Raw genomic sequence first — 26,594 nt, 5'->3', positions numbered from 1 at the left:
TCGTTACAGGCAGGCTAACGCAGGTTGAGCGTTGCTGCTAGCAACCAGCTAGCGCTGGTCATCGCGTCGTGGCTGTCTACAGGATCTCCTCAACTGTGTGTGGCGGACGGGCCAGGCGAACGCCCCGCGGTGTGACGACGATGGGCCGCTCGATCAGGATTGGGTGTTCTGCCATTGCATCGAGCAACGCGTCGTCGCTGGTGTCCGGGTTGTCGAGCCCGAGTTCTTTGTACAGCTTTTCGCGCTTGCGGATGGCCTGCCGGGGTGTGAGCGACGCCGCGGTGATCATCGAAGCGAGAGCGTCGCGTCCCGGTGGGGTGTCGAGGTATTTGACGATTTCGGGTTCGATGCCGGCGTCTCGGATAATCGCGAGGACATTCCGGGACGTCGTGCACCGGGGGTTGTGGTAGATCGTCACATCACTCATGCATCAATGATCGCCGACTCGCTCCGGGTTGTCGCCTGAGGGGCGATACTTAGCTGTGGCGTCTTTGGGCTTCGTGCGGCGCCCCCGGGGGAGGTGAGGTGCTCGTGCTGCTGTCGATCGACCCGGATTCGTCGATACCGCCCTACGAGCAGATCTGCACGCAGATCATCGAGCTCGTTCGGCAGGAAGATCTTCCTGCTGGCTGCAAGCTGCCGACGGTTCGGCAGCTTGCGGCAGAACTCGGTATTGCACCGAATACCGTCGCCAGGTCGTACCGGGAGCTCGAGGCTGCCGAAGTAATCGAGACGCGTGGGCGCCTTGGGTCATTTGTCGCTGCCTCAGGCGACCCCACCCGGTCGCGGGCGCAAACCGAGGCTGTCCGGTATGTCACTGAACTTCGTGGCTGGGGTTTCACGGATGAGGAAATCAGTAGATTCGTGGCGGCGGCTCTACGGGGGCTCGGGTAGCGAATTGGGGTGCGGCACCAGCCTCAATTACGTCAGAAATCGACCGACCGCTACCGCTACACACAGGACGAAGAGTGTTCCCGTGAGGGGCATGTAGCTCGAGAGTTCGGCCCGTCGGCGAAGCACAATCATTGCGAGCACCAACAGGATCGCAAGCCCGACTGCCGCGATGGGGGTGAGGATCGGGTAGAGGCCGGTGGCCTGTGGGAGAACGAGCCCGACAGCACCCAGGATTTCTACGATGCCGATTGCGCGCACCGCGCCGGGCGAGAATTCCTGAGCCCAGTCGGCACCCTTTTTCGTCACATACTTCTCGTAGGGGGTGGACGTCTTAGTGACGCCACTCAGCAGGAACGCTGCAGCGAGGAGGGCAGCTGGTATCCACAGCACCAGGTCCATGTCCCCTCCTTCAGGGCGTCGGGCGGGGCGGGGCAAGTGCTGCCGTGTCCGCTTTGTTCACTATGGCGAGAACCGTACGGTGACGCAACAGTACCCTCAGCCGGTGAGGCTTCTGGACAACTAGTTGCTCAGTCAAATAGTCTGGGCGTAGAATTGATCATGATGGGATAGCCGCGCCCGGCGGCTGCCCGCTAGTTCACACAACGGAGGCATCATGGGTACTGGCTGGCACCGTGACATCGCATTGCTGATCGCCCGCGTCGGCATCGGCATCATCTTCGTTGCCCATGGATGGCAAAAGCTCAACGATCAGGGAATCGAAGGTGTGCAGGCGTTCTTCACCTCAATCAACGCCCCACTCCCTGAGATCAGCGCCTACGTCGTGACCTACCTCGAACTCGTAGGAGGGGCACTTCTGATCATCGGTGCACTCACGCCGCTGGTGGGCTTCTTGCTGTTCTGCGACATGGTTGGGGCATTCGTCCTTGTCCACGCGGAGAACGGGGTGTTCGTCGATGACGGGGGTTACGAACTGGTCCTGGCGCTCGGTGTGGGCTCCTTGCTGATTGCTGCATGCGGGGCTGGCCGTCTCAGCGTCGACCGCATGATTCCAGGCCTCAACCGATTCTCCTGACGACCCAAACGCTCCGGTCAACGCCAGCTAGGCAACCACAATTGGCGTTGCCACATGTCTGGCGTGATCGGTAGCGCCGTCAGGATGGGGTACAGCCAGACAAAGTTGACAACAACGACCGCGAGGTAGCCGCACACCACGAGCAAGCCAAGCTGCTGACGCTCCGGCGGCTGACCCCGTCGGCCAAGCATTTCTCCAAGCGCCAACGCGAAGAGCATAATCATGAAAGGCGCCATTGGAGCGGCGTAAAAGTAGTACATCTGCCTGTCGAGGGTGAGAAACCAGGGCAGAAATACCGCACCGTAGCCGGTGAGTGCCGCAGCGTAACGCCAGTCGCGGCAGGTGAGGACCTTCCAGAGCGACCACGCGAGAACGGGAAGTGCGAGCCACCAGAGCGCTGGCGTGCCGACAAGCATCACAGCGCGTACGCACTCACTCGCACTGCAACCTGAAATATCCTCGCCCTGCGCAAAGTAATACAGCATCGGCCGCAGCCCCATCGGCCACGTCCACGGCTTGGACTCCCACGGATGAATGTGGCCATCAGTGTTGGTCAGCCCCGTGTGGAACGCCAGAACGTTGCCGTGGTTGTACCACAGGGCACGCAGAGAGTCGGGCACAAAGCTCCACGAACCACTCTCACCGATGGCGCGACCAACCGCGTGGCGGTCAACTGCCGTCTCGCTGGAAAACCACGCCCAGTAACTTGCGACATAGACGCCTGCAGGTACGGCGACTAATGCCCACAAGCCTGGGGCCACATCGCGCGCAGCAGTCCCCGCAATGGGCCGCTGCACGCCGAAGCGGTAACGGGCAGCGAGGTCGAATGCCACAGTCATCAGGCCGAAGAAGACGATCACATAGATTCCGGACCACTTCGTGGCACATGCCAGACCGAGCAGCACGCCTGCACCGAATCGCCACCAGCGCACCCCCATCCGCGGCCCGAACGGTGTCTGACTGATCCGCCCCTCCCCGTACACACGCGAGTACCGGCGCTGAACGTCATCACGATCGACGATCAGGCAACCGAAGGCAGCGACGACGAAAAGCACGAGGAAGATGTCGAGCATGCCCATCCGAGACGTCACGAAAGTGACACCATCGACGAGGATGAGGACACCGGCGATCGCGCCGACGAGTGTCGACCTCGCCAGACGGCGAGTGATCCGGGTGACCAGGAGGACAAGGACGACGCCCGCGGCTGCAGCAGAAAACCGCCAGCCCCACGCAGAGTAGCCAAATAGTGCTTCTCCGAGCGCGATGAGCTGTTTACCGACCGGCGGATGCACAACGAGCCCATACGCGGGGTTGTCCTCCACCCAGCCGCCTCGCAGCATTTGCCACGCCTGCGTGACGTAGTGCTTCTCATCGAATACAGGCGTGCCGGCATCTGTGGGGGACTGGAGCCCCGTGAACCGTGTGAGGGCGGCGAGGAAAGTCAGAAACCCGGCGACGAGCCACCCGCGGAGCGTATCTGCGGGCATCGGATCGTCGGCCGGCGTCAGGGCTCCCGGACTGGACACAGGGGCTGCATGCGCAGCTGTCCGGTGATGAGGGTGCCGCGCGACCCGCGCAGCGTGAGCTGGCGGTCTTCGGGCAGCACTGAGCACGGGCACCCGATGATCGTAGGCTGTATCACCATGGCCGGACAGCTTGTACTCGCCGCTACACCCCTCGGTGACATTCGTGATGCGTCACCCCGCCTCATGGACTTGTTGCGTGACGCCGACGTCATTGCGGCTGAGGACACCCGCCGGACCCGGCAACTCGCCGCCGCGCTCGGCGTTTCGCTGACCGCGAAGGTCGTGAGTTTCTACGACCACGTGGAAAGGACGCGGCTCCCACTCCTTGTTGATGAGGTTGTTCGCGGGCACACCGTGCTGCTAGTGACCGATGCGGGGATGCCGTCGATCAGTGATCCGGGCTACCGGCTGGTGGCCGCGTGTGCTGAACGCGGACTATCCGTCACATGCCTGCCCGGGCCCTCCGCGGTAACGACCGCGCTGGCGCTCTCTGGCCTGCCTGTGGATCGGTTCTGTTTTGATGGTTTCCCGCCACGCAAGCAGGGCGCGCGGCGCGAGTTCTTCAACGGGTTGCGCGACGAACCGCGTGCGTGCGTGTTCTTCGAAGCGCCGCACCGCCTTTCAGAATGCCTCGATGATGCTGTCAGCGTGCTCGGCCCGCAGCGTCGCGCTGCGGTGTGCCGCGAACTGACCAAGACGTACGAGGAAGTAAAGAGGGGCACACTGCGCGAGCTTGCCGACTGGGCGAAGGGGCACGTCCGCGGCGAGATCACCGTGGTGCTCGAGGGCGCGCAACCCGCTGCGCGGAGTGTGGGCGATCAGGTCGCAGACGTCGAACGCCTCGTGGCAGCAGGCAGCAGGCTGAAGGAGGCGTGCGCCGTGATCGCGGAGCGGGCGGGCGTGTCGAAGCGCGAACTGTACGAGGCGGTGCTCGCGCAGCGGACGTCAGCGGAGTGACGCCGAAGGGGTGAGGCCGACGATCGTCGCTGCCTTGTCGACGCATTCGTTCCACTCGCGGTCCGGTACAGAATCGATGGTGATGCCACCCCCGACACCGAGTCGGCACTGGCCGTCAACAGTGAACTCGACTGTCCTGATCGCCACGTTCAGTTCGAGCCCGGCGATGGGAGAGTGGAACCCTACGGTGCCGCAGTACACGCCGCGCGGGGACGGCTCCCAGTGCTGCAACAGGGTTCGGGCGCGATGTTTCGGCGTTCCGGTGACGGAAGCTGGTGGGAACGTTGCCTCGAGCAGCGCGCGCACCGGTATGCGGTCGTCAATGTGGGCTTGCACTGTGGAGACTAAGTGCCACACCCCCGGCGCGGGATAGACACCGAGGAGGTCGGTGACGGTGACTGAGCCGGAGTCGGCGAGTCTGCCGAGGTCGTTCCGGACGAGGTCGACGATCATCACGTTCTCCGCAACGTCCTTCACCGAATTGCGCAGCAGCGCGGGGTCGGCGTCGATCGGCAGCGTCCCCTTAATCGGACTGGATTCCACGACGCGGCCCTTGCGGGACAGGAAAAGTTCTGGCGAAAGTGAGGCGACAGAGCCCCAGGCGCCCTGGAGGAAAGCTGCTTTCGACGGCTGCGTCGCGGTGATCGCATCGGTGAAGAAGTCGAGTGGAGCGCCCTCGAACTTCCCGGTGTAATGCCCGCATACGCATGCTTGATACACCTCGCCTGCCCTGATGGCCTCAAGGCACGCCTCGACCCCATACCTGTGTACTTCTCGGCTTGGCGGTTCCCAACGGCAGGTCCATGGGGCTGACGGCGGCAGTGCAGGCGACACGATGAGACGGCGCAGCCAATCGGGACAGGCTGCGCCGCTGAGAGATTCGAACCACCAGGTGCCACTTCGATCCAGACGCAGCACGCTATCGGTGTACCCGCCCGCCATCCGCGGGAGGGGACCTGTCGTGCCGTCTGGACCGGTGTCCGGGTACGAGAGGTAACCGAACCATCCGCCACCCACGGCGTCTCCTGACGCGGCAACGGTGTCGATTTCCCCAAAGGGATGCGGAGAGTTGTCGGTGTGCGTGGCGAGTTCGGGAGCGATGATGGCGAGGGAACCGAACCAGTTTCCGGTCACCGCCGCGGGGGGTGGTGCACCAGTTTGCTGGGCGCGCGAAGCTAGCGCCCGCAGAACATCCGCGGCACGGAAACCTTCACCGATGCGCTCACATCGCACTGGTTAAGAGTCGCACGGGTCAGGACGCCCCTTCGAGCGCTACCCCCGCTGGCTGCAAAACTGCCTGGTCGGCCGCGACCTTACCGGCAATCCAGCCGCGAGCATCCATGGGAGATGCTGTTTGCTTCTCTGTCCTCGGAAACAAGCGCTCGAATTCTGCGTTCACCGCTTCGTTCTGCGCAGCCAGGATTGGGAGCAGCCGTTTTCCGTTGCGCCGCGCGCGTTTCGCGGCCCGCGCCGTGGTTTCCTCGCCGACTTCCTGAAGGCGCTGGCCGACACGGACTGCGAAGGCAAACAGGAACGCCCGCCGGAAGCTCGCGGTTCTCGTGGAACCATCGTCGCTTCCACGGCCGAGTTCAGTCATCGCATGAGTCGCCTGCACGAGCACCGAGGTGTACAGCATCTCGACCTGCCGCAGGTCCACTGGGGTACCCACGGCGGTTGCCACCGCGTATTCCGCGTCCCACACGACACGCACCCGGTTCGCCAGACTTATTTCGTGGAGCAGGTGAACCTTCGCTTTTGTGTATGGATTGTCGATGTGAATCCGCGTCGTGAGAATGTCGGCACGCGAGTGTTCTGATCGCAGCAACGCCGAGTCAATCGCGTAGCGCGTCATGAGTTCCTGTGCCTTGGCGGTGAAAGCCTCGGCTTCACCGGAATAGGTTGTCGCCTCAGCTTTGGCGAGTAAACCGCGAACCTTGTTCAGCACCCGCGAATCAACTGGTCCTGAACAGTGGGTGCGCGGAGCGGCGTCGGCCCGCTGCTCTGGCCATTGCGAGGGAGGAGTGCACACTTGCGGCCAGACCGGCAGATCATGCCACCGGCCGATGAGCGTGAGGACAGCCGGCCAGTCCGTCTGGAGTGGGGGCTCGCCCCCGAGCGCAAGCAAGTATGGCCGGTTACCGGGGTTACGGACCGCTGCCCATCGCATGGTGTCCGCAAGGTCCGGGCAGGCCGCAGCAACGTCGTCCAGCTGCTCCACCCAGGAGAGCGGCGCCCGCTGCGACGCGTTCGTCAGCGCAGCCTGGAAGGCGACTGTCGCGAGAGCAAGGTCTGTCACGTGCTGAGGATGCGCGCGTTCGACCACGTGAATTACGTCTCGCGGCTGCCAGCCGTGCTCATATAGCGAATCCATCGCTGAAAGGAGAATGTCTGATGCGATCCGGGTCGCCAGCCACGGTTCACGGCCCGCGTCGATCTGCGCGAGCTGTTCCGCGACACGTTTCGCGCTGGGCGTGCCGCCACGACGGCCCCGCTGCGCCGTGATAGACGCCTCGGCGCCAGTGAGGATCATTTCGTGAACAAGTGTGTGGGGATCCGCGCCCGGGCTGGCGAAGCGGCCGGGCCAATTCCACTGCTCTTCGGTAGCGTGGCTGGGCTGCTGCGTTTCTGACCACCGGACAGACGAAGCGTTACCGTGTCCATCGGCGCTTGGCTTCGAACGTCCGCGTGAGCTCTGGCCGGCACGCGTGGTCCGCGCTCGTCGCGATCGCTCGGTGGTGTTCCCCATGGGACCGCAGTATGCCTGTTCTTGTTGGAAAGGTGTGGGATGCGCCCCGGCTGAGCCCTATTCTTGGCGCGCTATCTGGCCGTGTGAATCTGGCCGGGTTGGGAATCCGGCACCCTCAACGAATAGGCTGGAACGCATGTCTACCCGAGTTCTTACGGCGGTTGCCTGGCCGTACACGAATGGCCCGCGCCACATTGGGCACGTGTCCGGTTTTGGTGTTCCGTCCGACGTCTTTGCTCGCTACCAGCGCATGGTGGGCAATGACGTACTGATGATCTCGGGGACGGATGAGCACGGCACGCCGATCCTGGTGCAGGCGGATCAAGAGGGCACCACGCCGCGTGAGCTCGCGGATCGCTACAACCGCGTCATCGTTGAAGACCTTGCCGGGCTCGGTCTGAGCTACGACTTGTTCACCCGCACGACTACGCGCAACCACTACGCGGTGGTGCAGGAACTTTTCCGCACCCTCCACAAGAACGGTTACCTCGTTCCGAAGACCACGACAGGTGCGATCAGCCCGTCAACGGGCCGCACATTGCCGGACCGCTACGTCGAAGGCACCTGTCCGATCTGTGGGTACGACGGCGCACGGGGCGACCAGTGCGATAACTGCGGTAACCAACTCGACCCCATCGATTTGCTGAACCCGCGGTCGAAGCTTAACGGGGAGACGCCGAAGTTCGTCGAAACGGAGCACTTCTTCCTGGACCTGCCCGCGCTCGCCGACGCGCTGGGACTGTGGCTCAAGGGGCGCACGGACTGGCGCCCCAATGTGCTGCGCTTCAGCCTGAATCTCATCGATAACCTCCGCCCGCGCGCGATGAGCCGCGATATCGACTGGGGTGTACCGATCCCGCTGGACGGTTGGTCGAACCGCCCTGACAAGAAGCTGTACGTCTGGTTCGATGCCGTCATCGGCTACTTGTCGGCGAGTATCGAGTGGGCCGCGCGCACCGGCGATCCGGAGGCATGGCGCAAATGGTGGACTGATCCTGAAGCGGTCAGCTACTACTTCATGGGCAAGGACAACATCACGTTCCACTCGCAGATCTGGCCTGCGGAACTGCTCGGATATTCGGGGCATGGCGCGCGCGGCGGGTCAGCGGGACCGCTCGGTGATCTGAACCTCCCCACCGAAGTGGTGTCGAGTGAGTTCCTGACGATGAGTGGATCAAAATTCTCGACAAGCCGCGGCACCGTCATCTACGTACGCGACTTTTTGCGTGACTTTGGTGCCGACCCACTGCGGTATTTCATCGCGGTGGCGGGCCCAGAATCGCAAGACACCGACTTCACCTGGGATGAGTTCATTCGCCGCACGAACTTCGAACTCGCGAACGAGTGGGGCAACCTCGTCAATCGTTCCGTGTCGATGGCACATAAGAACTTCGGGGAGATCCCGGCGCCAGCCACGCTGACGGAGTTTGACGTCGAACTGCTGCGCACGGCCGAGGCGGCTTTCGCAACGGCCGGGCAGCATCTGCAGCGGAGCCGTTTCCGCGCTGCCGCCAATGAGGGCATGCGAGTGGTCACTGCCGCCAACAAATACATTTCCGCGCTCGAGCCGTGGAAGCTCGCGAAGGATCCAGATCAGCGTGACCGGCTCGCGACTGTGCTTCACACCTCGCTGCAGGTGGTGTCGGACGCGAATGCGCTGCTGACCCCGTTCTTGCCGCACTCGGCGCAGAAGGTGCACGAACTGTTAGGCGGTGAGGGGGTCTGGGCCGCGCAACCGGAGATCCGCGAGGTTGCTGACGACACCACGCAGGTGGAGCCTGTAGGTGTGAATCTGCCGGAGGCAGGGCGGAGCTACCCGGTTCTGATGGGCGATTACGCCAGCGAGCAGGCCCGGTGGGGCCGCGGAGACATCAAGCCCGGAACCAAGCTGACGAAGCCGACGCCACTGTTCACAAAGCTTGACCCGAGCCTGGGCGAAACTGGACCCGAATGGGCGCCGATCACCAAATGACGTCGAAGAAACGCGAAGCTCCGCCAGTCCCGGAACCGCTCGGCTCGCTTGTGGATGCGCACACGCACCTCGACGCGTGCGGTGCGACGGATGAGGCGTCCTTGCAGACCATCGTCGACCGCGCGGCGTCCGCTGGCGTGGGCACGATCGTCACCGTCGCCGACGATCTCGCGGCAGCTGAGCTGGCCGTCCGGCTCGCGCACTGGGATGAGCGGGTTTTCGCAGCGACTGCGCTGCACCCGACCCGGGCGCAACATCTTGATGACCATGCGAAGTCGGTCCTTGAGGCCCTGGCGGAGGATGAGCGCACGGTCGCGGTTGGGGAGACTGGCCTCGATTTCTACTGGCCCGGGAAGCTCGACGGCTGCGCGGAGATACCCGAGCAGGAAGAAGCGTTCCGCTGGCATATCGACCTTGCGAAGCGTGTCTCGAAGCCGCTGATGATTCACAATCGCGAAGCTGACGACGCTCTCGTCCGGGTGCTGAAGTCCGAAGGAGCGCCAGAGACGGTGATTTTCCATTGTTTTTCGTCCGGCCCCGAGATGGCGCGCCTGTGCATCGACGAGGGATGGGTACTGAGCCTCTCCGGCACGGTGAGCTTCCGCAACGCGCGTGCACTGCACGAGGCCGCAACGCTGATTCCCGCGGGGCAGCTGCTGGTCGAGACAGATGCCCCCTATCTGACTCCGCACCCCTATCGCGGTGCTCCGAACGAATCGTATTGTCTGCCGTATACCGTGCAGGCGCTGGCTGAGATTCGTGGTGACGATCCCGCGGAACTGGCTGCTGCCACTACTGCGACTGCGCGCGGGGTGTACAAGCTCTGAGCCGGGCCTTGGCCAGTCACCGCCAGTCACGTTGTGTGCGAAACGTCCGAGATATGCCGGGGCGTCACTGCAATCAACGTTTGAAACTTGACTGTCGGTTCCTGCCCCGACGTATGGGCATACCTCAGACGTCTGCGTGTACGTCGTGCAGAGTTTATGTAAACGGCATTCTTGCGGATTGCCTTTTGTGGTCACGTAACGCGCCTGAATTAATGTGATCGCCATCACATAAATGGTCGTGACGTGTTTGTCGTGCCTGGTTCGCCTGGTACTGATGTGACTCATGGCACATTTGATAGCTAATGTGAATTGGGCTGGTTTTACCCAAATCGTGCCTTCTAGCTGGTTCAATGCTTAATGCAACGGCAAGTTGCCGCTGTACATAAATTAATCCGCGAGTTTCTTTACTTTCGCTGAAATGTGCAACAGCTCTCATTATCAGCGAAATGCTTGCTCCAGCTAGCACCCGCTCGTTACTGTTTTGTTATCGACATCCGGGATGGAGAAGCCCGACTCAGTGAGCCAACACCACATTTACTCACTGACTTCTCTTGCCCGGCCAGCCAACAGTCAGGAAGACAATGTCGCAAGCACCGCGTACCTCCAACTCCAAGAAGGCTCAGATCGTCGCTGGGGGCGTTCTGGTTGCCATGATCGGCGGAGCGGGAACAGCAATCGCGATGCACAAGGACGTCACCATCGAGGTCGACGGCGAAACTCACTCCGTCAGCACCTTCCGGGGCGACGTTGACGGCGCATTGTCCTCCGCCGGACTTCCGCTGACCGAGCACGACGTTGTCATCCCGGCCGCAAACGAATCCGTTAGCCACGGTGACACCATCGTTCTGCAGCGAGCGAAGCTCCTCGAGGTCGACATCGATGGTGAGCCCCGCGAAATCTGGACCACCGCCGCGACTGTTGAGGAAGCACTCGCACAGCTCGACCTCGCGGGCCGCGAACTCGGTGTCTCAGCTTCCCGTTCCGAGCGCATCCCGTTCGACGGCATGCAGCTTTCGGTGACCTCACCGAAGACGGTCAAGATCACTGATGGCGAAGAAGAAGCCGAGTTCCAGACCATCGGTTTCACGGTCGAAGAGGTCCTCGCCGAGATGGGCGTCCCACTTGAAGGCTTCGACGCTGTATTCCCGCATGCTCGCACGGCGGTCACAGAAGGCATGGAAATCACCGTCGAACGTCTCCGTGTCGCCCGCGAAGTACTTGAGGAAGAGTTCCTTCCCGAGAACGTGATCGAAGACCCGAACATGCTCGAGGGTGAGACGCGCGTCGAGGTTGAGGGTGTCCCCGGAATCGAAAAGAACACGTACGTCGTGCTCCATGCGAATGGCGGCGAGTCTGCGCGCACCAAGGTGGCGTCCGACATCAGCCAGGAGGCGCAGGCTTCAGTGATCCGCAAGGGTACGAAGCAGCGCCCGTCAGCTCCGGCAGTATCCAACGGATCCACCTGGGACGCACTGGCGCAGTGTGAGTCGACCGGCAACTGGGCGATCAACACCGGCAACGGCTACTATGGCGGCCTGCAGTTCTCGCAGAGCACCTGGGCGGCCTACGGTGGTACGCAGTACGCACCGCGCGCCGATCTGGCCACCCGTGAACAGCAGATCGCGATCGCCGAGAAAACCCGCGCCAGCCAGGGCTGGGGTGCATGGCCCGCCTGCTCCTCCAAGCTCGGTCTGCGCTGATCGCTAGACCTAGCCAATGCGGCCCAAACCCGCATGTAGCCGAAAGACGAGACTGCACTGAACCACGCTCATTACGGCGGAAACACCGATGACGTCAGTGACGCTGACCCCGGGTCCCTCGCGGACCCGGGGTCTTCGCGTGCGTCCAGAACCCCCTCAAGCCTGCTCAGCCCCGCTGATATCCGCACCCTCGCGGCGCGCCTCAGCGTCAGGCCGACGAAGCAACTGGGGCAGAACTTCGTGCACGATCCGAACACCGTCCGCCGCATCGTCAGCGCTGCGGGCCTCGCAGCCGGGGAAACCGTCCTCGAAGTCGGACCGGGGCTTGGCTCACTGACGCTGGCGCTGCTCGATGCGGGGCACCCCGTTGTTGCGGTCGAGATCGATCCCGTGCTCGCCGGGCACCTGCCCCTTACAGTGCGGACGCATGCTCCGGGAATGGCGGCGAATCTGGCGGTGGTAACCGCGGATGCCTTGCGCGTCAGGGCGGCGGAACTGCCCGACACGCACCGATCCCCCCAGGCGATGGTCGCGAACCTGCCGTATAACGTCGCGGTCCCCGTACTGTTGCATCTGCTCACGGAACTGCCGACGCTGCGCACACTGCTGGTAATGGTCCAGGCGGAGGTAGCCGACCGTCTTGCTGCGCCACCAGGGAGCCGCACCTATGGAGTTCCCAGCGCAAAGGCAGCTTTCTTTGGAAATGTTCGCCGTGCCGGCTCCGTCGGACGTGCCGTGTTCTGGCCGGTGCCGAACGTGGATTCGGGTCTGGTCCGGATCGACCGGTACAGCGAACCACCCTGGGACGTCAGTGACCGCCACCGTCGCGCGGTGTTCGCCGTCATCGATGCCGCGTTCTCCCAGCGCCGCAAAACACTCCGATCAGCACTGGCCACGTGGGCTGGTTCAGCGAAAGAAGCCGGCGAGATCCTTGCTGCGGCAGGAATCAATCCGGCAGAGCGCGGCGAGAAGCTGGGCATCGCCGAGTTCGTGCGCATCGCCGCTGCCCACGACGATCGTGGTCAGAGCTGATCGACACACTAAGCTGTCCAACTGTGTTGCATGTCGTTGACGAACCGGTGAAGGTCCGCGCGCCCGCCAAGGTAAATCTGCACCTGGCGGTCGGCGATCTTCGCGACGACGGATACCACGAGCTAACAACAGTTTTTCAGGCACTTTCGCTGTACGACGAAGTCGCCGTGACGCGGGGCGATGCGCTAACCGTCTCAGTAAAAGGCGAAGGTGCCCGCGAAGTCCCCCTAGACGAGAACAACCTGGTGTGGCGGGCTGCACAGCTGATGGCCGAGAAAGCGGGCCGGTCGCCGCGAATCCACATCGCGATAAGAAAAGGAATCCCTGTAGCGGGAGGCCTTGCCGGCGGCAGTGCGGACGCGGCTGCGACCCTTGTCGCCCTCAACACGCTGTGGCATCTCGAACTCAGCCGCGGCGAGCTATCTGACCTCGCTGCCGAGCTCGGCAGCGATGTTCCGTTCTCGCTGCGCGGCGGTACCGCGATGGGAATTGGGCGCGGCGAGCAGCTGTTACCGGTTCTTTCACGGAGTACTTACCACTGGGTGCTGGCCTTCGCGAACGGTGGCCTGAGCACCCCCGCGGTGTACAAGGAACTCGATCGACTGCGGGAATCCGGCACACGCCCACGTCTGGGAAGCGCCGACGATTTGATGCACGCGCTGACCGTCGGGGACCCTGATGCGCTCGCACCGCTGCTCGGCAACGATCTGCAAGCAGCTGCGATTTCGCTGAAACCGCAGCTTCGGAGAACGTTGCGAGCCGGAAAGGACGCGGGCGCGCTGGCTGCAATTGTGTCGGGTTCAGGACCGACGTGCGCGTTTTTGTGCCGTGACGCTGAGGATGCGGTCAGCGTTGGGGTCGAAGTTTCGGCAACTGGAGTGTGCAGAACAGTTCGTACGGCGACCGGACCGGTTCCAGGTGCGCGGGTGATCGACACCGACAGCGGCCCCGATGATCCGGCCCAAGAGCGCGCTGTCGATGGGGGTGCGTGAGTGGCAAACCTGGTCAACCTTGAACAGGTCTCGAAGTCGTTCGGCGTGAAGCCGCTTCTCGAGGGGGTCTCTCTGGGAGTGGAGGCAGGGGAGCGCATCGGCGTAGTTGGACTCAACGGTGGCGGCAAAACAACGCTGCTCGAGGTTCTCGCTGGTGTGACGCGTGTGGATGACGGCCGTGTCAGCCGCAGAAACGACGTACGGGTAGCGGTCGTCACGCAGCGCGGTGAGCTACCCGCCGGCGCGACCGTCGGGGACGTCGTCTTTGGCCCACTCGGGTTAGCGGAGCACGAATGGGCATCAGACGCGCGTATCAGAGGCATCCTGACAGGAATCGGACTCCGCGAAGCGGAACGTCACCTCGACAGTCCCGTCGATTCCTTGTCCGGTGGTGAACGGCGGCGCGTTGGGCTCGCTGCGGCGCTGGTACAAGACCTGGATTTGCTCATACTCGATGAGCCCACCAACCACCTCGATGTTGAGGGCGTGCAATGGCTCGCCGATCATCTGCTGACGCGACGCTCCGCTCTCGTCGTCGTGACACACGACCGCTGGTTCCTCGACACTGTGGCCACACGCACGTGGGAAGTTGTGGGCGGTCGAGTGGAAAGCTACGAAGGCGGATACAACGACTGGGTGTTCGCGCGGGCTGAACGCGCCCGGATCTCCGACGCGCAGGAAGAGCGCCGCCGGAATCTGGCCCGTAAGGAACTGGCCTGGCTGCGGCGCGGCCCGCAAGCGCGGACATCAAAACCGCGCTATCGCGTCGAAGCGGCCGAAAGCCTGATCGCGGACGTCCCACCGCCGCGCGACACCGTCACGCTTTCTGCGTTCGCTACGCGCCGCCTCGGCAAAGTCGTCATCGAACTCGAAGATGTCACGCTCAGCACGCCCGATGGCCGAGAGTTGCTTCACGACGTTACCTGGAGGCTCGCGCCGGGCGAACGGGCCGGCATCGTCGGCGTCAACGGATCAGGCAAGACCACGCTTTTGCGTGCGCTCGCGGGTGCTGCGGACCTCATTGCGGGACGTCGCGTCGAGGGCAAAACCGTTCAATTGGGCTGGCTGCGGCAGGAACTCGATGATCTACCGCCAGAAATGCGGGTGCTCGAGGCAGTGGAGGAAGTGGGCAGGCGCGTGATTTTGGGGGATAAGGAGATGTCCGCCTCCCAGCTCGCGGAGCGCCTTGGCTTTCCGCCCGCGCGGCAGTGGACACCTGTCGCCGACCTGTCCGGTGGTGAACGGCGCCGCCTGCAACTCACCCGGATCCTGATGGCGGAGCCCAACGTGCTTCTCCTCGACGAACCGACAAACGACCTCGATATCGACACCCTGCAGCAGCTAGAAGACTTGCTCGACAGCTGGCCCGGCACACTCGTGGTGATCAGCCACGATCGGTACCTGACTGAGCGTGTGTGCGATTCGGTCTACGCCCTCTTCGGAGATGGACAGCTGACGCATCTGCCGCGCGGGATCGAAGAGTATCTGCAGCGGCGGGCTTCAAACGCAGCGGGTTCTGGGAAGCCCACAGCGGTGGCCAAACCGGCCCCTGGCGGGCAGGCCGAGACCGCGCCTACGAAAACGAAGGGCGGCGCGGCGGAACGTGCTGCGCACAAGGAACTGACGCGGCTTGAGCGCGCGATAGCCAAACTCGAACAGCGGCAAGGCGATTTGCACGCGGAGCTTGCGGCGGCAGCGACCGATCCCGAACGCCTCCACAAGCTTCATGCGCAACTCAAGGCGATCGACAGCGAACATGAAGATCTCGAGGAGCGCTGGCTAGAGCTCGCCGACGAACTGGGCTGACGCACGGGACAGACAGGAAACTGCGGTAATCCGGCATACGACGAGTCGTTGTGCCGAGTAGCCTCACCCCATGGCTGCGAAGAAGGATTCCTCCGGGGTAGCGGAATACAACGGCAAGGCGAAATCTGCCGAGAAAAAGCTTCCGATCGATGTTTACGAGCCCGAACTGAAGCGATTGCAGGCCGAGCTAGTTTCGATGCAGCATTGGGTGCAAGATACGGGTGCCCGGATCGTCGCTGTTTTCGAGGGCCGGGACGCGGCTGGTAAGGGGTCTGCGATCAAGCGGATCACCGAGTACCTCAACCCGCGGCTCTGCCGCGTGGTCGCGCTGCCCGCGCCCACCGAACGCCAGCGGACGCAATGGTACTTTCAGCGCTATATCCAGCACCTTCCCGCTGCAGGGGAGATCGTGCTCCTAGACCGTTCGTGGTACAACCGGGCTGGTGTGGAGCGTGTGATGGGCTTCTGCACAAGCGACGAGTATTTTCGCTTCCTCCACCAGGTGCCTACCTTTGAGCGGCTGCTCGTCGAAGACGGGATCATGCTGAGGAAGTACTGGTTTTCGGTTTCCGATGTCGAGCAGGAACGCCGCTTCCATTCCCGGCTGAACGACCCCATGCGGCAGTGGAAACTGTCCCCCATGGATTTGCAGTCAATCGTGCGCTGGGAGGAATACTCGCGAGCCAAGGACGAAATGTTTGTCCACACGGACATCCCAGAGGCCCCCTGGTACACCGTGGAAAGTGAACACAAACGGAACTCGCGGATCAACGTCATCAACCATCTGCTGCAGTCCATCCCGTACGAGCATGTTGAACCCCCAAAGGTCGAGGTGCCGCCGCGGCCCGCCGCGACCAATTATCAGCGCCCACCCCGGGAACAGTTCCGCTACGTCGAGAACTACGCCGCTACGCTGCTAGGTAACAGCAAAAAGGCGAAAAAGAAGAAGTCGAAGGCTGGGAAGTGATGATCCATGACCGATCCGGGAGCGATCGACACCGCGAATGACCTCGTGGAACCGAGCGGGTTCCCCCGGCCGGGAGCCGTGCCATACCTTATCGTCAACGGGGCGCATGAAGCCCTCAACTGGTACACGAAAGTCTTCGGCGCGAGCGTGCGCGGCGAGCCGATCACGATGGACGACGGACGCATAGGGCACGCGGAACTCACGATCGGCGAGGGCGTCATCTACCTGGCCGAGGAGTTTCCGGAGATGGGTCTGACAGCGCCCCGTACGGGTACCGCGTCGGTGAGCCTCATGATTCCGGTTGATGACCCTGACTTGGTTCTCACCCGTGCACGTGAGGCCGGAGGCCGGGTTGAGCGCTGGACGTATCAGAGTCATGGTCAGCGAAACGCGACGCTCATTGACGCGTTCGGTCATCGCTGGATGCTTGCCGCGCCCATCGGTGGCACTTTGCGTCATGGCGACATCGCGGCGTTCACGGTGTGCACGCCCGATCTTGACCGGGCCGCGGCGTTCTACCGAGCTGTTCTCGGGTGGGAGATGGAGCCGGCAGGCGATCAGTTGCGCGTCACGAACACAAATGCGGTGATCTTCCTCGAAGGCGGCAATGACGTCAGCGAACTGCGGTGCCGTTACGCGGTACGAAGCCTTGATGACGCGTTGACCGGCGTAGAAGCATCCGGCGGCGCGTGGACACGCGACGGTGAGATCGTGGCGTGCCGCGGGCCGCACGGGATCCGGTTTGAGCTGGCCGAGATCAGCGGAGACGAGCGGCGTCCCGCGATCAACGGGGACGGCCCGGGCGACCCCGCATATTTGACGTTCGAGGTGGTCGACCTTGATGAGACACAGCAGTTCTTTCGAGATGTCGTCGGCTGGCAGTTCGAAGGAAGCGAGGAACGTGGCGGGTTCGAGATGATGGGGATCCATCCAATGAGCGGAATGACACGGGCACCGGAAGACCGGGTCATTCCGATGTGGCGGGTCGATGATGCTTCTGCCGCACCGGAATTCATTAGGGCAGCAGGCGGTGAGGTCCTGGCAGGACCGGAGGTGCGAGAGTACGGTGTGTCTGCGCACTGCCGTGACGATCAGGGCGGTCGCTTCTATCTCGGTTCGTAGCCGTGTTCGTGATGGGAGGATTACCTTATGCCGTCAGTTGTCGAGCATGCGCTCGGTGAGCGATTTTCGCGTCTGCATCCGAAGGTGCAGTGGCGGTTCGGATTCTCGGCAGCGGATGGTGTGTGCCAGATCGGTACCGGTGTGATGGAGGAGATGTCGCACTCCCTCGCGGTTCCGGTGCCAGTTGCATGGATCCTGGGCTCGCGAAGGATTGCGCCGTCACGGACGGGGCTTGACGTCCCATTCGAGGTAGAGAACTACGCGTACACCGACCCCCTTGGACGCGAAACGCACGCGACGGTACGCACGTTCCACTTCGCGGGTAAGACCGCGGAGATGGATTCCACCATGGTGGGAAGCAAAACTGGCAGTTACGTCGTCGACTACCTCGGCGCCCAGCCAGATTTGGCGGTCAAGACTCAACTCTGGGTGGATGACAAAGGGGCACTGCGCTTCACAAGCGGAGCACCGAGGTTTCTCATACCGTTCGCGCCACGCTTGCCGGCACTCGCGTCAGCACGGACGGAGGCTCGCGAGTGGTGGGATGACGATAAGCAGCATCATGGCATCGAGGTCGAAGTCAAGAATCCGCTTCTCGGCCGGTTGTTCTACTATCGCGGTCATTTCACGGCGGTCGAGCGCGCCTGCGCGGATGATCAAATTCCCGGTCGCGCCAGAACGCGCAAAGCAGTGAGCCGCGAGTGAGGACTCACTTCTCCACTGGATAGCCACTCAGCATGGCGATCCGGTTCCACATGTTGACCATCATCGTGATCCACGTGACTGCGATGTATTGCTGCTCAGTCAGAACTGACCGTGCTTCGCGAATCACCACGGGTGGAATGTCCTGCCCCGGAAGCGCGGTGATTGCCTCGGCCAGGCCGAGCGCGCCACGCTCCATGGGGGTGAACAGGCCGGTACGGCGCCAGGCGGGAAGTACTGAGAGTCGTGCGCGGTCTTCACCCGCCTTCGCCGCATCTTCGGTGCAGGCGCGCATCGAGTGCGCGCATCCATTGAGCTGCGATGCCCGGACCTTCAGAAGTTCCGCGAGACCACGGGGGATACCGGCTTTCCGCGCGATCGCGGTGACTTCCTGGTTCAGTGAAATCAGTCCGAGGTACGTCCCCGACGACGGATCGGCAACATCGATCCGATAGGTATCGCTCATGACGCACCAGCCTATTGTGAAGCGGCCACCAAGTACAGGTTCTGCGCCTGGTCGACAAGGGCCGCAATCCCCGATGGGCGGATGCGTCCCTCGTCGACGTTGATCCAGCGCACAGTGATGCTTTGCTGCTGTAGCGCGGGTCCTAGGCGATAGCGAAGATCGCTGACGCGATCCCGAAGCCCATCAAGCCAATTGCGGTCTGCATGACGGTCCAAGTTTTGAGGGTCGTCTTGACATCCATCCCCAGAAAACGCCCTACCAGCCAGAAGCCAGAATCGTTGACGTGGCTTGCCGTCACCGAACCAGCTGCCAGCGCGAGAACGATCGCGGCGAGCTCAACCGAGTTGAAATCGCCCAGGAAGACGGCAGGCTGCACAAGGCCGGCCGCCGTAATGAGTGCCACAGTCGCCGAGCCCTGTGCGATCCGCAGTGCCGCCGCCACGATGTAGGCAGCCACGATGACAGGCAGTCCCATATCCCCGAGCGCGTCCGACAGCGCGTCGCCCACGCCGCTTGCGCGGAGTACTGCGCCGAACATGCCGCCGGCGCCGGTGATGAGGATGATCGCGCAGACCGGACCTAGCGCTGAATCAATGAGCTTTTCGACGACATCTGCGCCGCGTCCGCGCCGGGTGCCGAGAACGTACGACGCGACTAGCACGGTCGCGAGGAGGGCGACGGGGGTGGAGCCAAGTGCTCGTGCGAGAGTGAACCATTCGGCGTCGCCATCCACCCAGCCGGCCGCACGCGCTGTGTCGAGTCCGGTGTTGGCGAAAATCATGAGGAGGGGGAGAAGGAGCAGCGCGATGACAGTCAGCGCCGAGGGCGGATCCTCATCGTGTTCCGCCTGTGGTCCGCCCATCAGGATGTCGGGAACGGGCAGTACGATCCTTTTCCCAACCCACAGTCCGAACAGGTAGCTCGTCAGGTACCACGTGGGGATGGCGACTACCAGCGCGAGGAGGATGACTAGTCCCACGTCGGCGCCGAGGAGTTCAGTGGCCGCGACCGGCCCGGGGTGCGGTGGCACGAAGATGTGCATCACCGAGAACGCACCTGCGACGGGAATCCCGTAGCGGAGCACGCCGCCGCCGAGTCTGCGCGCGACAGTGAAGAGAATCGGAAGCATGACGACGAAACCGGCATCGAAAAATATGGGGAAGCCGAAGATCAGTGATGCGATGCCGAGCGCGAGCGGAGCTTTCTCTTCGCCAAATTTGTTGATGAGCGCGTCGGTCAGTGCCTGTGCGCCGCCGCTGACTTCAATGAGTCTGCCGAGCATGGCACCGAGGCCAACCAGCAGCGCTACCGCACCGAGTGTGCTGCCAAAGCCTTCCGTCAGCGTGGGAATCACGTCGCCGGAGGGAATTCCGGTTGCGAACGCGGTCAGAAGGCTCACCAGGACCAGCGCCAGGAACGCATGCACGCGTAGTTTGATGATGAGGAAGAGCAGCACCGCGACTGCGCCCGTGGCAATGGCGAGCAGCGTGCCCGCACTGAGAGTTTGCACCCAATCGTCAGTAGTGATCATGACTGCGCTCCGAGCTGTGGAAGGTCTGGGTTGGCGAGGTTCAGGGCGGTCAGTGCAGTGGTGACGATCTGGTGTGTGGTGTCCCTCAAGTCGACCGTCACGCCGTCTTCATCTGGGTGAAGCGGCTCGAGATCACCGAACTGTGAGTCCAGTAGCGACGTCGGCATGAAGTGGCCTGAGCGCTGCTGCATCCTCTCGGCGATGAGGGGTGCGGGCCCGTGAAGAAATACGAAACGTACCCGTGCATCGGCTTGGCGCAACACATCCCGGTACGAGCGCTTGAGCGCCGAACACGTGAGGACGACATCGTGGCCAGCGGCCGCCTGTTCGCTGATCCAGTCGCGAATCGACTCGAGCCAGGGCATCCGGTCGGCGTCAGTAAGCGGCGTACCGGACGCCATTTTGTCGATATTGGTGTGCGGGTGGAACTCGTCCGCTTCCGCTCGCATCCAGCCAAGCTGTTCTGCAAGAAGCTGTGCGGTGGTGGTTTTGCCGACTCCGGCGACACCCATCACGACCAAGGCATTCCTGGGTTGTTGAGCTGGCATGGGGCTTCCTCCTTGCGCCGGTCACGGCGAGTGCAATAGATGTTCACAGTAAAGGTACTACCTTTGAGTGTGAAAGATATCACCTTTGGGTTGTGAATGTGAAGTCCCCCGCAGAGATAGGCTGAGAATGTGACAGCACAGGGCAGCGGTGGAGCGGCCAGCAGCGCCGGTATAGCTGGCGTGCTGCACAATTCAGTGCTCGACGTCATCGGGCGGCGCATCACTGCTGGCGAACTCACCGCGGGGCAGGTGCTCACGCTCGACAAGATTCAGCAGCAGTTCGCGATTTCCCGGACCGTAGCGCGCGAAACCATGCGCCTACTCGAATCGCTTGGCCTCGCAACGTCGCGACGACGGGTCGGCATCATCGTCCAGCCGAAATCATCGTGGCAAGTGTTCGACCCACGCGTCATCTGGTGGCGCCTGTCCGGCCCCGACCGTGACGCGCAGATGCGTACCCTGACAGAGTTGCGCATAGCCGTCGAGCCCATGGCAGCAGCAGCGGCCGCGCGAGGTGCCTCCGCCGCCGAGCGTGCCCGAGCGGTAGAACTCGCCAAGGGAATGCGGGAACTCGGCGAGGCAGGGGAGCTCAAGCAGTTCCTCGAACTCGATATCGCTTTTCACGCATTGCTCCTCACCGCGGGTGGGAACGAAATGTTCGCGGCGCTCACTGACGTCATCGCAGTTGTCCTCGAAGGCAGAACGACGCTGGGGCTAATGCCGCACCGCCCCGAAGCCAAGGCACTTGATCTGCACGAGACGGTGGCACATGCCGTCGCGGACGGCCGCAGCGCCGACGCGGAGAACGCGATGCGGGAACTCCTCGGTGAGGTGCGCGAAGCGATGCGTCCCAGCCCCTAATCAGCGGTAGCCACGAGCGGTTCCAGCGTCAAATCTGGGTGTTCTTTCTGGATGAATTGCAGCCGCCACTTATCGCTGACCAGTGCGAGAAGGACTCCATCTGTCCGAAGGAACACTTCCACGCCGCGCTGACGGCCAAGTTCAGTGGCCGATTCCGCATCGGTGCGCCGCGCCAGCGCGTAAGGGAGGCGATCCAGCTGCGTCTCGACGTTGAACTCCGTGCGCATCCGCGCGGTCACGACCTCGAACTGCATGGGACCAACTGCGGCGAGGACAGGCGAAGCATCACCCCGCAGATCGTTACGCAGCACCTGCACCACACCCTCGGAATCGAGCTGCTCGATCGCTTTCCGGAACTGCTTGTACTTGCTCGCACTCGTGGCCCGCAGCACCGCGAAATGCTCGGGTGCGAATGAGGGGATAGGCGGGTACTCCACCGCAGGGCCATTGAAGAGCGTGTGCCCGGGTGCCAGCGCGGTGGCATTGACCAGACCGACGACGTCACCCGGGTACGCGGTATCCACTGTCGAGCGATCGCGCCCGAACATCGTCTGCGCGTACTTTGTGGCGAAGGGCCGTCCTGTTTGAGCGTGCGTCACCACCATGCCGCGCTCGAACTCGCCTGAGACGATTCGCATGAACGCAATCCGGTCGCGGTGCGCGGAATCCATACCCGCCTGCACTTTGAACACGACAGCGGAGAACGGGTCGGTGACGTCGCGCGCCTCGCCCTCGACACTCTGCCGAGAGTGAGGTGGAGGCGCAAGCTCGACAAGAGCCTGAAGAAGCTGACGTACGCCGAAATTCAGCATTGCGGACGTGAAGATCACCGGCGACGTCTCCCCAGCGAGGAACGTCTCCTGATTATGGTCCTGGCCGGTAGCCGAAAGTAACTCACTCTCCTCGGCTGCCGTTTCCCAGTCGTCACCTTCTATAGATAGCGCTGCTTCGGCTGACAGATACTCCTCAGGCGCGATGGTGGCGCCGCCGGCAGTGCGGGTGAACTTGATGTACTCCGCCGGTTCGCCATCTTTGCCGCGGCGCAACAGGCCCCGGAAATCACCGGCAATGCCGACTGGCAGATACAACGGCGTCGGCAGCAACCCGATCCGCTCGCTGACCTCGTCGAGTAACTCCAGCACCATGCGGCCGGGTCGATCCCACTTGTTCATCACCGTGATGACAGGAATGCCCCGATGCTTACACACCTGGAACAGCTTCAAGGTCTGCGGCTCGAGTCCCTTGGCGGAGTCGATGAGCATCACAGCGCAGTCAACCGCTGTCAGCACCCGATAGGTGTCTTCGGAAAAATCCGCGTGACCTGGCGTATCGACCAAGTTGATCACGCATTCGGCATCATCATCGGGGAGCACATAGGTGAACTGAAGGGCAGTCGAGCTGACAGAGATTCCGCGTGCCTTTTCCATCTCCATCCAGTCGGAGACGGTCGACTTCCGGCCCGACTTACCGTGCACGGCGCCGGCTTCAGCGATGACCTGGGCGTGCAGCGCCAGTGCTTCCGTGAGCGTCGACTTACCAGCGTCAGGATGGGAGATAACAGCGAACGTCCGACGCCGTTTCGCTTCCGCGGCGACGCTCGAGCTTGCACGCTTTGCGCTAGCACTGCCGGGAACGGACTGGTCGGTGTCGGTCACGCTGTTTCCTTGCGATTCGGGCGAGTGGGTCTCCTTGTAAGCCTAGTCGCTGAAAGAGTTTTGACTTAATCAGCGGATCGCGCCGATCTGCGGGCATATATCACTCCGCGGACTAACCTGAGAAGGTCGGCCGGGCTCCGGACTGCTAGGCCGAACCGCAGTATAAGGAGAGGTCATTGAGCAGGTTCACTGACGAGATGTACGCAACGGCAGCGTCAAGCCCGACGGGACTGGTCACGGGCGAACCGAGTGCGCCGTTGCGGCAATCGTGGGGCGAAGTCCACCAAGTGGCGCGGAAAATGGCGGGCGGGCTCGCGGAACTTGGTATAGGCCCTGGGGACGCAGTGGGAATTCTCGCGGGGCAGCCCGTGGAGATCGCGCCCTCGGTTCAGGCGATCTGGATGCGTGGCGGCTCGGTGACGATGCTGCACCAACCGACTCCACGCACGAACCTTGCCCACTGGGCCGGGGAAACCCAGACCGTGGTGGAGATGATCCAAGCCCGGGCGGTCATTATCAGTGCCCCGTTCGAACCAGTTGCGCCGATTCTCGCCGATAAGGGAATAACCGCGGTCTCCGTTTCTGACCTACAAGATGGACCTGACGCGGAACCTCTCGACACGACCGAAGACGACATCGCGCTGCAGCAGCTGACATCTGGTTCGACCGGCGCCCCCAAGGCTGTGCGCATTACCCACGGGAACTTCTACACCAATACGCACGCGATGATCGATGCAGCTCACTACGACTTCGACACCGACGTCATGGTGAGTTGGCTGCCCCTCTTCCACGACATGGGAATGGTCGGGTTTCTCACGACACCCATGCAGGTCGGATGCGAGAGCGTCAATGTCACACCGCTCGACTTCCTGCAGTCGCCATTGCTTTGGGCGGATCTGATCACCAAGTACCGGGGCACCATCACGTCCGCACCTAATTTCGCGTGGGCGCTTCTCGCCCGTCGGCTGCGGCAGGCTCCGAATGATTACTGTGACCTGTCGTCATTGCGCGTAGCGATGAGCGGCGCCGAACCCATCGACCCGGACACGATGCTGGACTTGCTCGAGGCGGGCGAGCGTTTCGGTCTGAAGCCAGAGGCCCTCGCACCCGCGTACGGGATGGCCGAAACGACGCTGGCGATTTCGATGGCAGTGGATGAGGGCATGACGATCGACGAGGTGGACGCTGACCTCCTTGAAGCGATGTTCAGCGCGGTGCCCGCGCAGAAAGGCGCCAACACGCGTCGCTTGGTCACGCTGGGCCCGCTGGTGCCAAACCTCGAGGGACGGGTAGTGGACAACGAGGGCAACGAGCTGCGTACCCGCGGCGTCGGCACGATCGAGGTACGCGGGCCCGCTGTCAGCCCGGGCTACGTCACTATTGACGGTGAGAAACCTACCCAGGACTCCGCAGGCTGGCTCAATACGGGAGACATCGGGTACTTCACCGAAAGCGGCCACATCGTTGTATGCGGGCGCGCTAAAGACGTGATCATCATGGGCGGGCGCAACATTTATCCGACTGACATCGAGCGTGCTGCCGCGACAGTGTCCGGCGTTCGCGCGGGAGCTTCAGTCGCCGTTCGCATTGATGCAGGTGACCGCCGCGAGAGTTTCGCTGTCGCCGTGGAGTCGAAAGCGCATGACGATCCGGAAGAGGTGAGCCGTATTCAGCACGAGGTAGTGCACGCGGTCTTCGCTGAAGTCGGCGTCAGGCCCCGGACTGTCGCGGTGCTCGCTCCGGGCACGGTCCCCAAGACTCCGTCGGGCAAACTGCGCCGGTCTAACTCAGTCAACCTCGTCGGACTGTAAATCAGCGTGCGTGCACGCGGTTCTGGGCTGCTTCAAGCCCGAGTTCGATGAGGAGTTCGAGGGCGTCCGCCGCTTCCTCGACGATCACACCAAGCTCTTTGCGCTCCGTTGCGGAAAACGGTTTGAGTACATATGAAGCGGCCGCCATCTGACCAGGCGGGCGCCCGACACCGAGACGAACCCTGAGGTAATCGCGCGTGTGCAAATGTGCGGTGAGGGAGCGCAGGCCGTTATGGCCGCCCTCACCGCCGGCGCGCTTGAGGCGCACAACGCCGAAGTCCAGATCAAGATCATCGTGAACGGCGATCACGTTCTCTGGTGGGACCGAGAAGAACTTCGCGGTCGCGGAAATCGGGCCCCCGGAGAGGTTCATGTACGTGTGCGGTTTGGCCAACACGACCTTGACACCAGATAACCGAACTTCAGCGAGGTCCGCGCGTGTACGTTTCTGGCCTGAAAAGCGTGCTCCGTAGCGCGCGGCAAGGACATCGGCGACTAGGTAACCGACATTGTGCCGCGTGGTTGCGTACTGCGTTCCAGGGTTGCCTAGCCCCGCGACGACAAATGTCACCGGTGGGCCTCCTCACTCCAGTCAGTCGGTACTGATCCTGACACAGCAGACGGCGCGCCGCCCGAGGACGACGCGCCGTCATGGAAGAACGATCACTCCTCGCTGGCGTCCTCAGGAACTGCATCGCCCTGGGGTGCCTCAGCCTCGACAGCCTCTGGCTCGGCGCCCTCCTCGGGAACTTCCTCTTCCTGAGCGGCAGTGACATTCGCGACGAGGGTTTCCGGGTCAGACTCGAGCTCGACGCCCGCGGGGAGCTTCACGTCACTCGCGAGGATCTGGGTGCCAGCCTCAGCACCCTCGACTGAAACGTCGAACTCGTCCGGGATGTTCAGCGCGTCCGCAAGGACGGTCAGCGTGCCAGCGTCCTGAGTGACGAGGGTGTCAGGTGCGGCCTCCCCACTGATGACGACGGGGATGTCGACGCTGATCTTCTCGCCCTTCTTCACCACGAGCAGATCGACGTGCTCGATCACGGGGCGGATCGGGTGCGTCGAGACAGACTTGGTGAACGCCAGTGACTTCTTGCCACCGATGTTCAGCGAAAGGATCGCGTTGGTGCCGCCGGAGCGGAGGATGGCCGCGAACTCGGTGAAAGGCAGAAGCAGGTGCTGTGGCGGTTCGCCATGGCCGTAGAGAACTGCGGGGATTTTCCAGTCGCGGCGCGCGCGGCGAGCAGCGCCCTTACCAAATTCGGTGCGCTCTTCTACAGCCAGCTCGAAAGTGTCGGCCATCGTGTACTCCTCTGAACGGGACGTGTTGTCGTGCGGTCCCGCACGAGTGCGCGCACCAGCGCCTGGCCAGTGAAATCGGGCATTTCTGCCCGGTCGCGCCGATAACGGGGCATATTGCAGCCACCCTCGCCGAGACAACTTGAC

Annotated in this window: 26 protein-coding genes; 14 read left to right on the top strand and 12 right to left on the bottom strand. The window is 62.8% G+C overall.

Annotation, left to right across the window (positions count from 1 at the left end):
* Window positions 1–76: 76 nt before the first annotated feature.
* The gene (gene arsC / locus AS9A_RS16805) at window positions 77–427 is read right to left on the bottom strand and encodes an arsenate reductase (glutaredoxin) (RefSeq protein ID WP_013808300.1); all 351 of its coding nucleotides are present in this window, start codon (window positions 425–427) and stop codon (window positions 77–79) included.
* A gap of 98 nt (window positions 428–525) precedes the next feature.
* Here arsC and AS9A_RS16800 point away from each other — a divergent pair, with 98 nt between their 5' ends.
* Window positions 526–894, top strand: coding sequence for a GntR family transcriptional regulator (locus tag AS9A_RS16800; RefSeq protein WP_013808299.1), 369 nt, complete (start codon window positions 526–528; stop codon window positions 892–894).
* A 27-nt stretch (window positions 895–921) separates the two neighbouring features.
* On the opposite strand, the gene AS9A_RS16795 is transcribed toward AS9A_RS16800, so the two are convergent.
* Entirely contained in the window at window positions 922–1,293 is a 372-nt protein-coding gene (locus AS9A_RS16795; RefSeq protein ID WP_013808298.1) for a DoxX family protein, read from the bottom strand.
* A gap of 214 nt (window positions 1,294–1,507) precedes the next feature.
* Between AS9A_RS16795 and AS9A_RS16790 the strand changes: the two genes are divergently transcribed.
* Complete coding sequence (locus AS9A_RS16790; protein WP_013808297.1) at window positions 1,508–1,927, top strand: DoxX family protein; 420 nt, start codon at window positions 1,508–1,510, stop codon at window positions 1,925–1,927.
* A gap of 17 nt (window positions 1,928–1,944) precedes the next feature.
* Here the strand turns inward: AS9A_RS16790 and AS9A_RS16785 are convergent, their stop codons facing one another.
* Both AS9A_RS16785 and AS9A_RS24200 read right to left on the bottom strand, forming a co-directional pair.
* Window positions 1,945–3,414 (bottom strand): dolichyl-phosphate-mannose--protein mannosyltransferase, encoded by a 1,470-nt coding sequence (locus tag AS9A_RS16785; protein WP_013808296.1) that lies wholly within the window; start codon window positions 3,412–3,414, stop codon window positions 1,945–1,947.
* Window positions 3,415–3,431: 17 nt separating this feature from the next.
* A complete protein-coding gene (locus tag AS9A_RS24200; RefSeq protein ID WP_158307380.1) occupies window positions 3,432–3,572 on the bottom strand; it encodes a hypothetical protein in 141 nt (46 codons plus the stop codon).
* On the opposite strand from AS9A_RS24200, the gene rsmI reads away from it, so the two are divergent.
* The gene (rsmI, locus tag AS9A_RS16780; protein ID WP_041452115.1) at window positions 3,571–4,410 is read left to right on the top strand and encodes a 16S rRNA (cytidine(1402)-2'-O)-methyltransferase; all 840 of its coding nucleotides are present in this window, start codon (window positions 3,571–3,573) and stop codon (window positions 4,408–4,410) included. The two genes, AS9A_RS24200 and rsmI, sit on opposite strands and share 2 nt — an antisense overlap.
* Here the strand turns inward: rsmI and AS9A_RS16775 are convergent.
* Together AS9A_RS16775 and AS9A_RS16770 are read right to left on the bottom strand one after the other, a co-directional pair.
* Window positions 4,399–5,643: an aminodeoxychorismate synthase component I gene (locus AS9A_RS16775; protein WP_013808294.1), complete on the bottom strand. Its 1,245-nt coding sequence runs from the start codon at window positions 5,641–5,643 to the stop codon at window positions 4,399–4,401. The genes rsmI and AS9A_RS16775 overlap by 12 nt on opposite strands.
* Before the next feature lie 19 nt (window positions 5,644–5,662).
* Entirely contained in the window at window positions 5,663–6,940 is a 1,278-nt protein-coding gene (locus AS9A_RS16770; RefSeq protein WP_013808293.1) for a DUF2786 domain-containing protein, read from the bottom strand.
* A gap of 352 nt (window positions 6,941–7,292) precedes the next feature.
* On the opposite strand from AS9A_RS16770, the gene metG reads away from it, so the two are divergent.
* The 9 genes from metG to AS9A_RS16725 all read left to right on the top strand — a co-directional run bounded on the left by metG (window position 7,293) and on the right by AS9A_RS16725 (window position 18,279).
* Entirely contained in the window at window positions 7,293–9,128 is a 1,836-nt protein-coding gene (gene metG, locus AS9A_RS16765) for a methionine--tRNA ligase (protein ID WP_041451168.1), read from the top strand.
* The gene (locus AS9A_RS16760) at window positions 9,107–9,955 is read left to right on the top strand and encodes a TatD family hydrolase (RefSeq protein ID WP_237707828.1); all 849 of its coding nucleotides are present in this window, start codon (window positions 9,107–9,109) and stop codon (window positions 9,953–9,955) included. The genes metG and AS9A_RS16760 overlap by 22 nt, the downstream gene beginning before the upstream one ends.
* A gap of 581 nt (window positions 9,956–10,536) precedes the next feature.
* On the top strand, window positions 10,537–11,655 hold the full coding sequence (locus AS9A_RS24805) for a resuscitation-promoting factor (protein ID WP_013808290.1): 1,119 nt from the start codon (window positions 10,537–10,539) through the stop codon (window positions 11,653–11,655).
* A 162-nt stretch (window positions 11,656–11,817) separates the two neighbouring features.
* Window positions 11,818–12,687 (top strand): 16S rRNA (adenine(1518)-N(6)/adenine(1519)-N(6))-dimethyltransferase RsmA, encoded by an 870-nt coding sequence (rsmA, locus tag AS9A_RS16750; protein WP_049793766.1) that lies wholly within the window; start codon window positions 11,818–11,820, stop codon window positions 12,685–12,687.
* Between the two features lie 23 nt (window positions 12,688–12,710).
* Window positions 12,711–13,679, top strand: coding sequence for a 4-(cytidine 5'-diphospho)-2-C-methyl-D-erythritol kinase (locus tag AS9A_RS16745; protein ID WP_013808288.1), 969 nt, complete (start codon window positions 12,711–12,713; stop codon window positions 13,677–13,679).
* Entirely contained in the window at window positions 13,680–15,485 is a 1,806-nt protein-coding gene (locus AS9A_RS16740) for an ABC-F family ATP-binding cassette domain-containing protein (RefSeq protein WP_013808287.1), read from the top strand.
* A 70-nt stretch (window positions 15,486–15,555) separates the two neighbouring features.
* Window positions 15,556–16,452 carry a polyphosphate kinase 2 gene (gene ppk2 / locus AS9A_RS16735; protein WP_013808286.1) on the top strand — a complete coding sequence of 299 codons (897 nt, stop codon included), beginning with the start codon at window positions 15,556–15,558 and terminating at the stop codon, window positions 16,450–16,452.
* Window positions 16,453–16,458: 6 nt separating this feature from the next.
* Window positions 16,459–17,574, top strand: coding sequence for a VOC family protein (locus AS9A_RS16730; RefSeq protein ID WP_013808285.1), 1,116 nt, complete (start codon window positions 16,459–16,461; stop codon window positions 17,572–17,574).
* A 27-nt stretch (window positions 17,575–17,601) separates the two neighbouring features.
* Window positions 17,602–18,279 (top strand): DUF4166 domain-containing protein, encoded by a 678-nt coding sequence (locus tag AS9A_RS16725; protein WP_013808284.1) that lies wholly within the window; start codon window positions 17,602–17,604, stop codon window positions 18,277–18,279.
* A 4-nt stretch (window positions 18,280–18,283) separates the two neighbouring features.
* On the opposite strand, the gene AS9A_RS16720 is transcribed toward AS9A_RS16725, so the two are convergent.
* The 3 genes from AS9A_RS16720 to AS9A_RS16710 form a co-directional block, all read right to left on the bottom strand.
* On the bottom strand, window positions 18,284–18,742 hold the full coding sequence (locus AS9A_RS16720; RefSeq protein ID WP_013808283.1) for a carboxymuconolactone decarboxylase family protein: 459 nt from the start codon (window positions 18,740–18,742) through the stop codon (window positions 18,284–18,286).
* A gap of 142 nt (window positions 18,743–18,884) precedes the next feature.
* Complete coding sequence (locus AS9A_RS16715; RefSeq protein WP_013808282.1) at window positions 18,885–20,273, bottom strand: GntP family permease; 1,389 nt, start codon at window positions 20,271–20,273, stop codon at window positions 18,885–18,887.
* Window positions 20,270–20,821 carry a gluconokinase gene (locus AS9A_RS16710; protein WP_041451167.1) on the bottom strand — a complete coding sequence of 184 codons (552 nt, stop codon included), beginning with the start codon at window positions 20,819–20,821 and terminating at the stop codon, window positions 20,270–20,272. Before AS9A_RS16710 ends, AS9A_RS16715 begins: the two co-directional genes overlap by 4 nt.
* 129 nt (window positions 20,822–20,950) lie before the next feature.
* On the opposite strand from AS9A_RS16710, the gene AS9A_RS16705 reads away from it, so the two are divergent.
* The gene (locus AS9A_RS16705; RefSeq protein WP_013808280.1) at window positions 20,951–21,682 is read left to right on the top strand and encodes a FadR/GntR family transcriptional regulator; all 732 of its coding nucleotides are present in this window, start codon (window positions 20,951–20,953) and stop codon (window positions 21,680–21,682) included.
* On the opposite strand, the gene AS9A_RS16700 is transcribed toward AS9A_RS16705, so the two are convergent.
* A complete protein-coding gene (locus tag AS9A_RS16700) occupies window positions 21,679–23,337 on the bottom strand; it encodes a peptide chain release factor 3 (protein WP_013808279.1) in 1,659 nt (552 codons plus the stop codon). The genes AS9A_RS16705 and AS9A_RS16700 overlap by 4 nt on opposite strands.
* A gap of 176 nt (window positions 23,338–23,513) precedes the next feature.
* Here AS9A_RS16700 and AS9A_RS16695 point away from each other — a divergent pair, with 176 nt between their 5' ends.
* On the top strand, window positions 23,514–25,148 hold the full coding sequence (locus AS9A_RS16695) for a fatty acyl-AMP ligase (RefSeq protein WP_013808278.1): 1,635 nt from the start codon (window positions 23,514–23,516) through the stop codon (window positions 25,146–25,148).
* A gap of 1 nt (window position 25,149) precedes the next feature.
* Here AS9A_RS16695 and pth read toward each other — a convergent pair whose 3' ends face one another.
* Together pth and AS9A_RS16685 are read right to left on the bottom strand one after the other, a co-directional pair.
* On the bottom strand, window positions 25,150–25,719 hold the full coding sequence (gene pth, locus AS9A_RS16690; protein ID WP_013808277.1) for an aminoacyl-tRNA hydrolase: 570 nt from the start codon (window positions 25,717–25,719) through the stop codon (window positions 25,150–25,152).
* 92 nt (window positions 25,720–25,811) lie between these two features.
* Window positions 25,812–26,450 carry a 50S ribosomal protein L25/general stress protein Ctc gene (locus AS9A_RS16685; protein ID WP_013808276.1) on the bottom strand — a complete coding sequence of 213 codons (639 nt, stop codon included), beginning with the start codon at window positions 26,448–26,450 and terminating at the stop codon, window positions 25,812–25,814.
* Window positions 26,451–26,594: the final 144 nt, after the last annotated feature.

Origin of the sequence: Hoyosella subflava DQS3-9A1, from assembly GCF_000214175.1 — a bacterium.
In the GTDB taxonomy this organism is placed as follows: Bacteria; Actinomycetota; Actinomycetes; order Mycobacteriales; family Mycobacteriaceae; genus Hoyosella; species Hoyosella subflava.
This window is presented reverse-complemented; position numbering and strand designations above follow the sequence as displayed.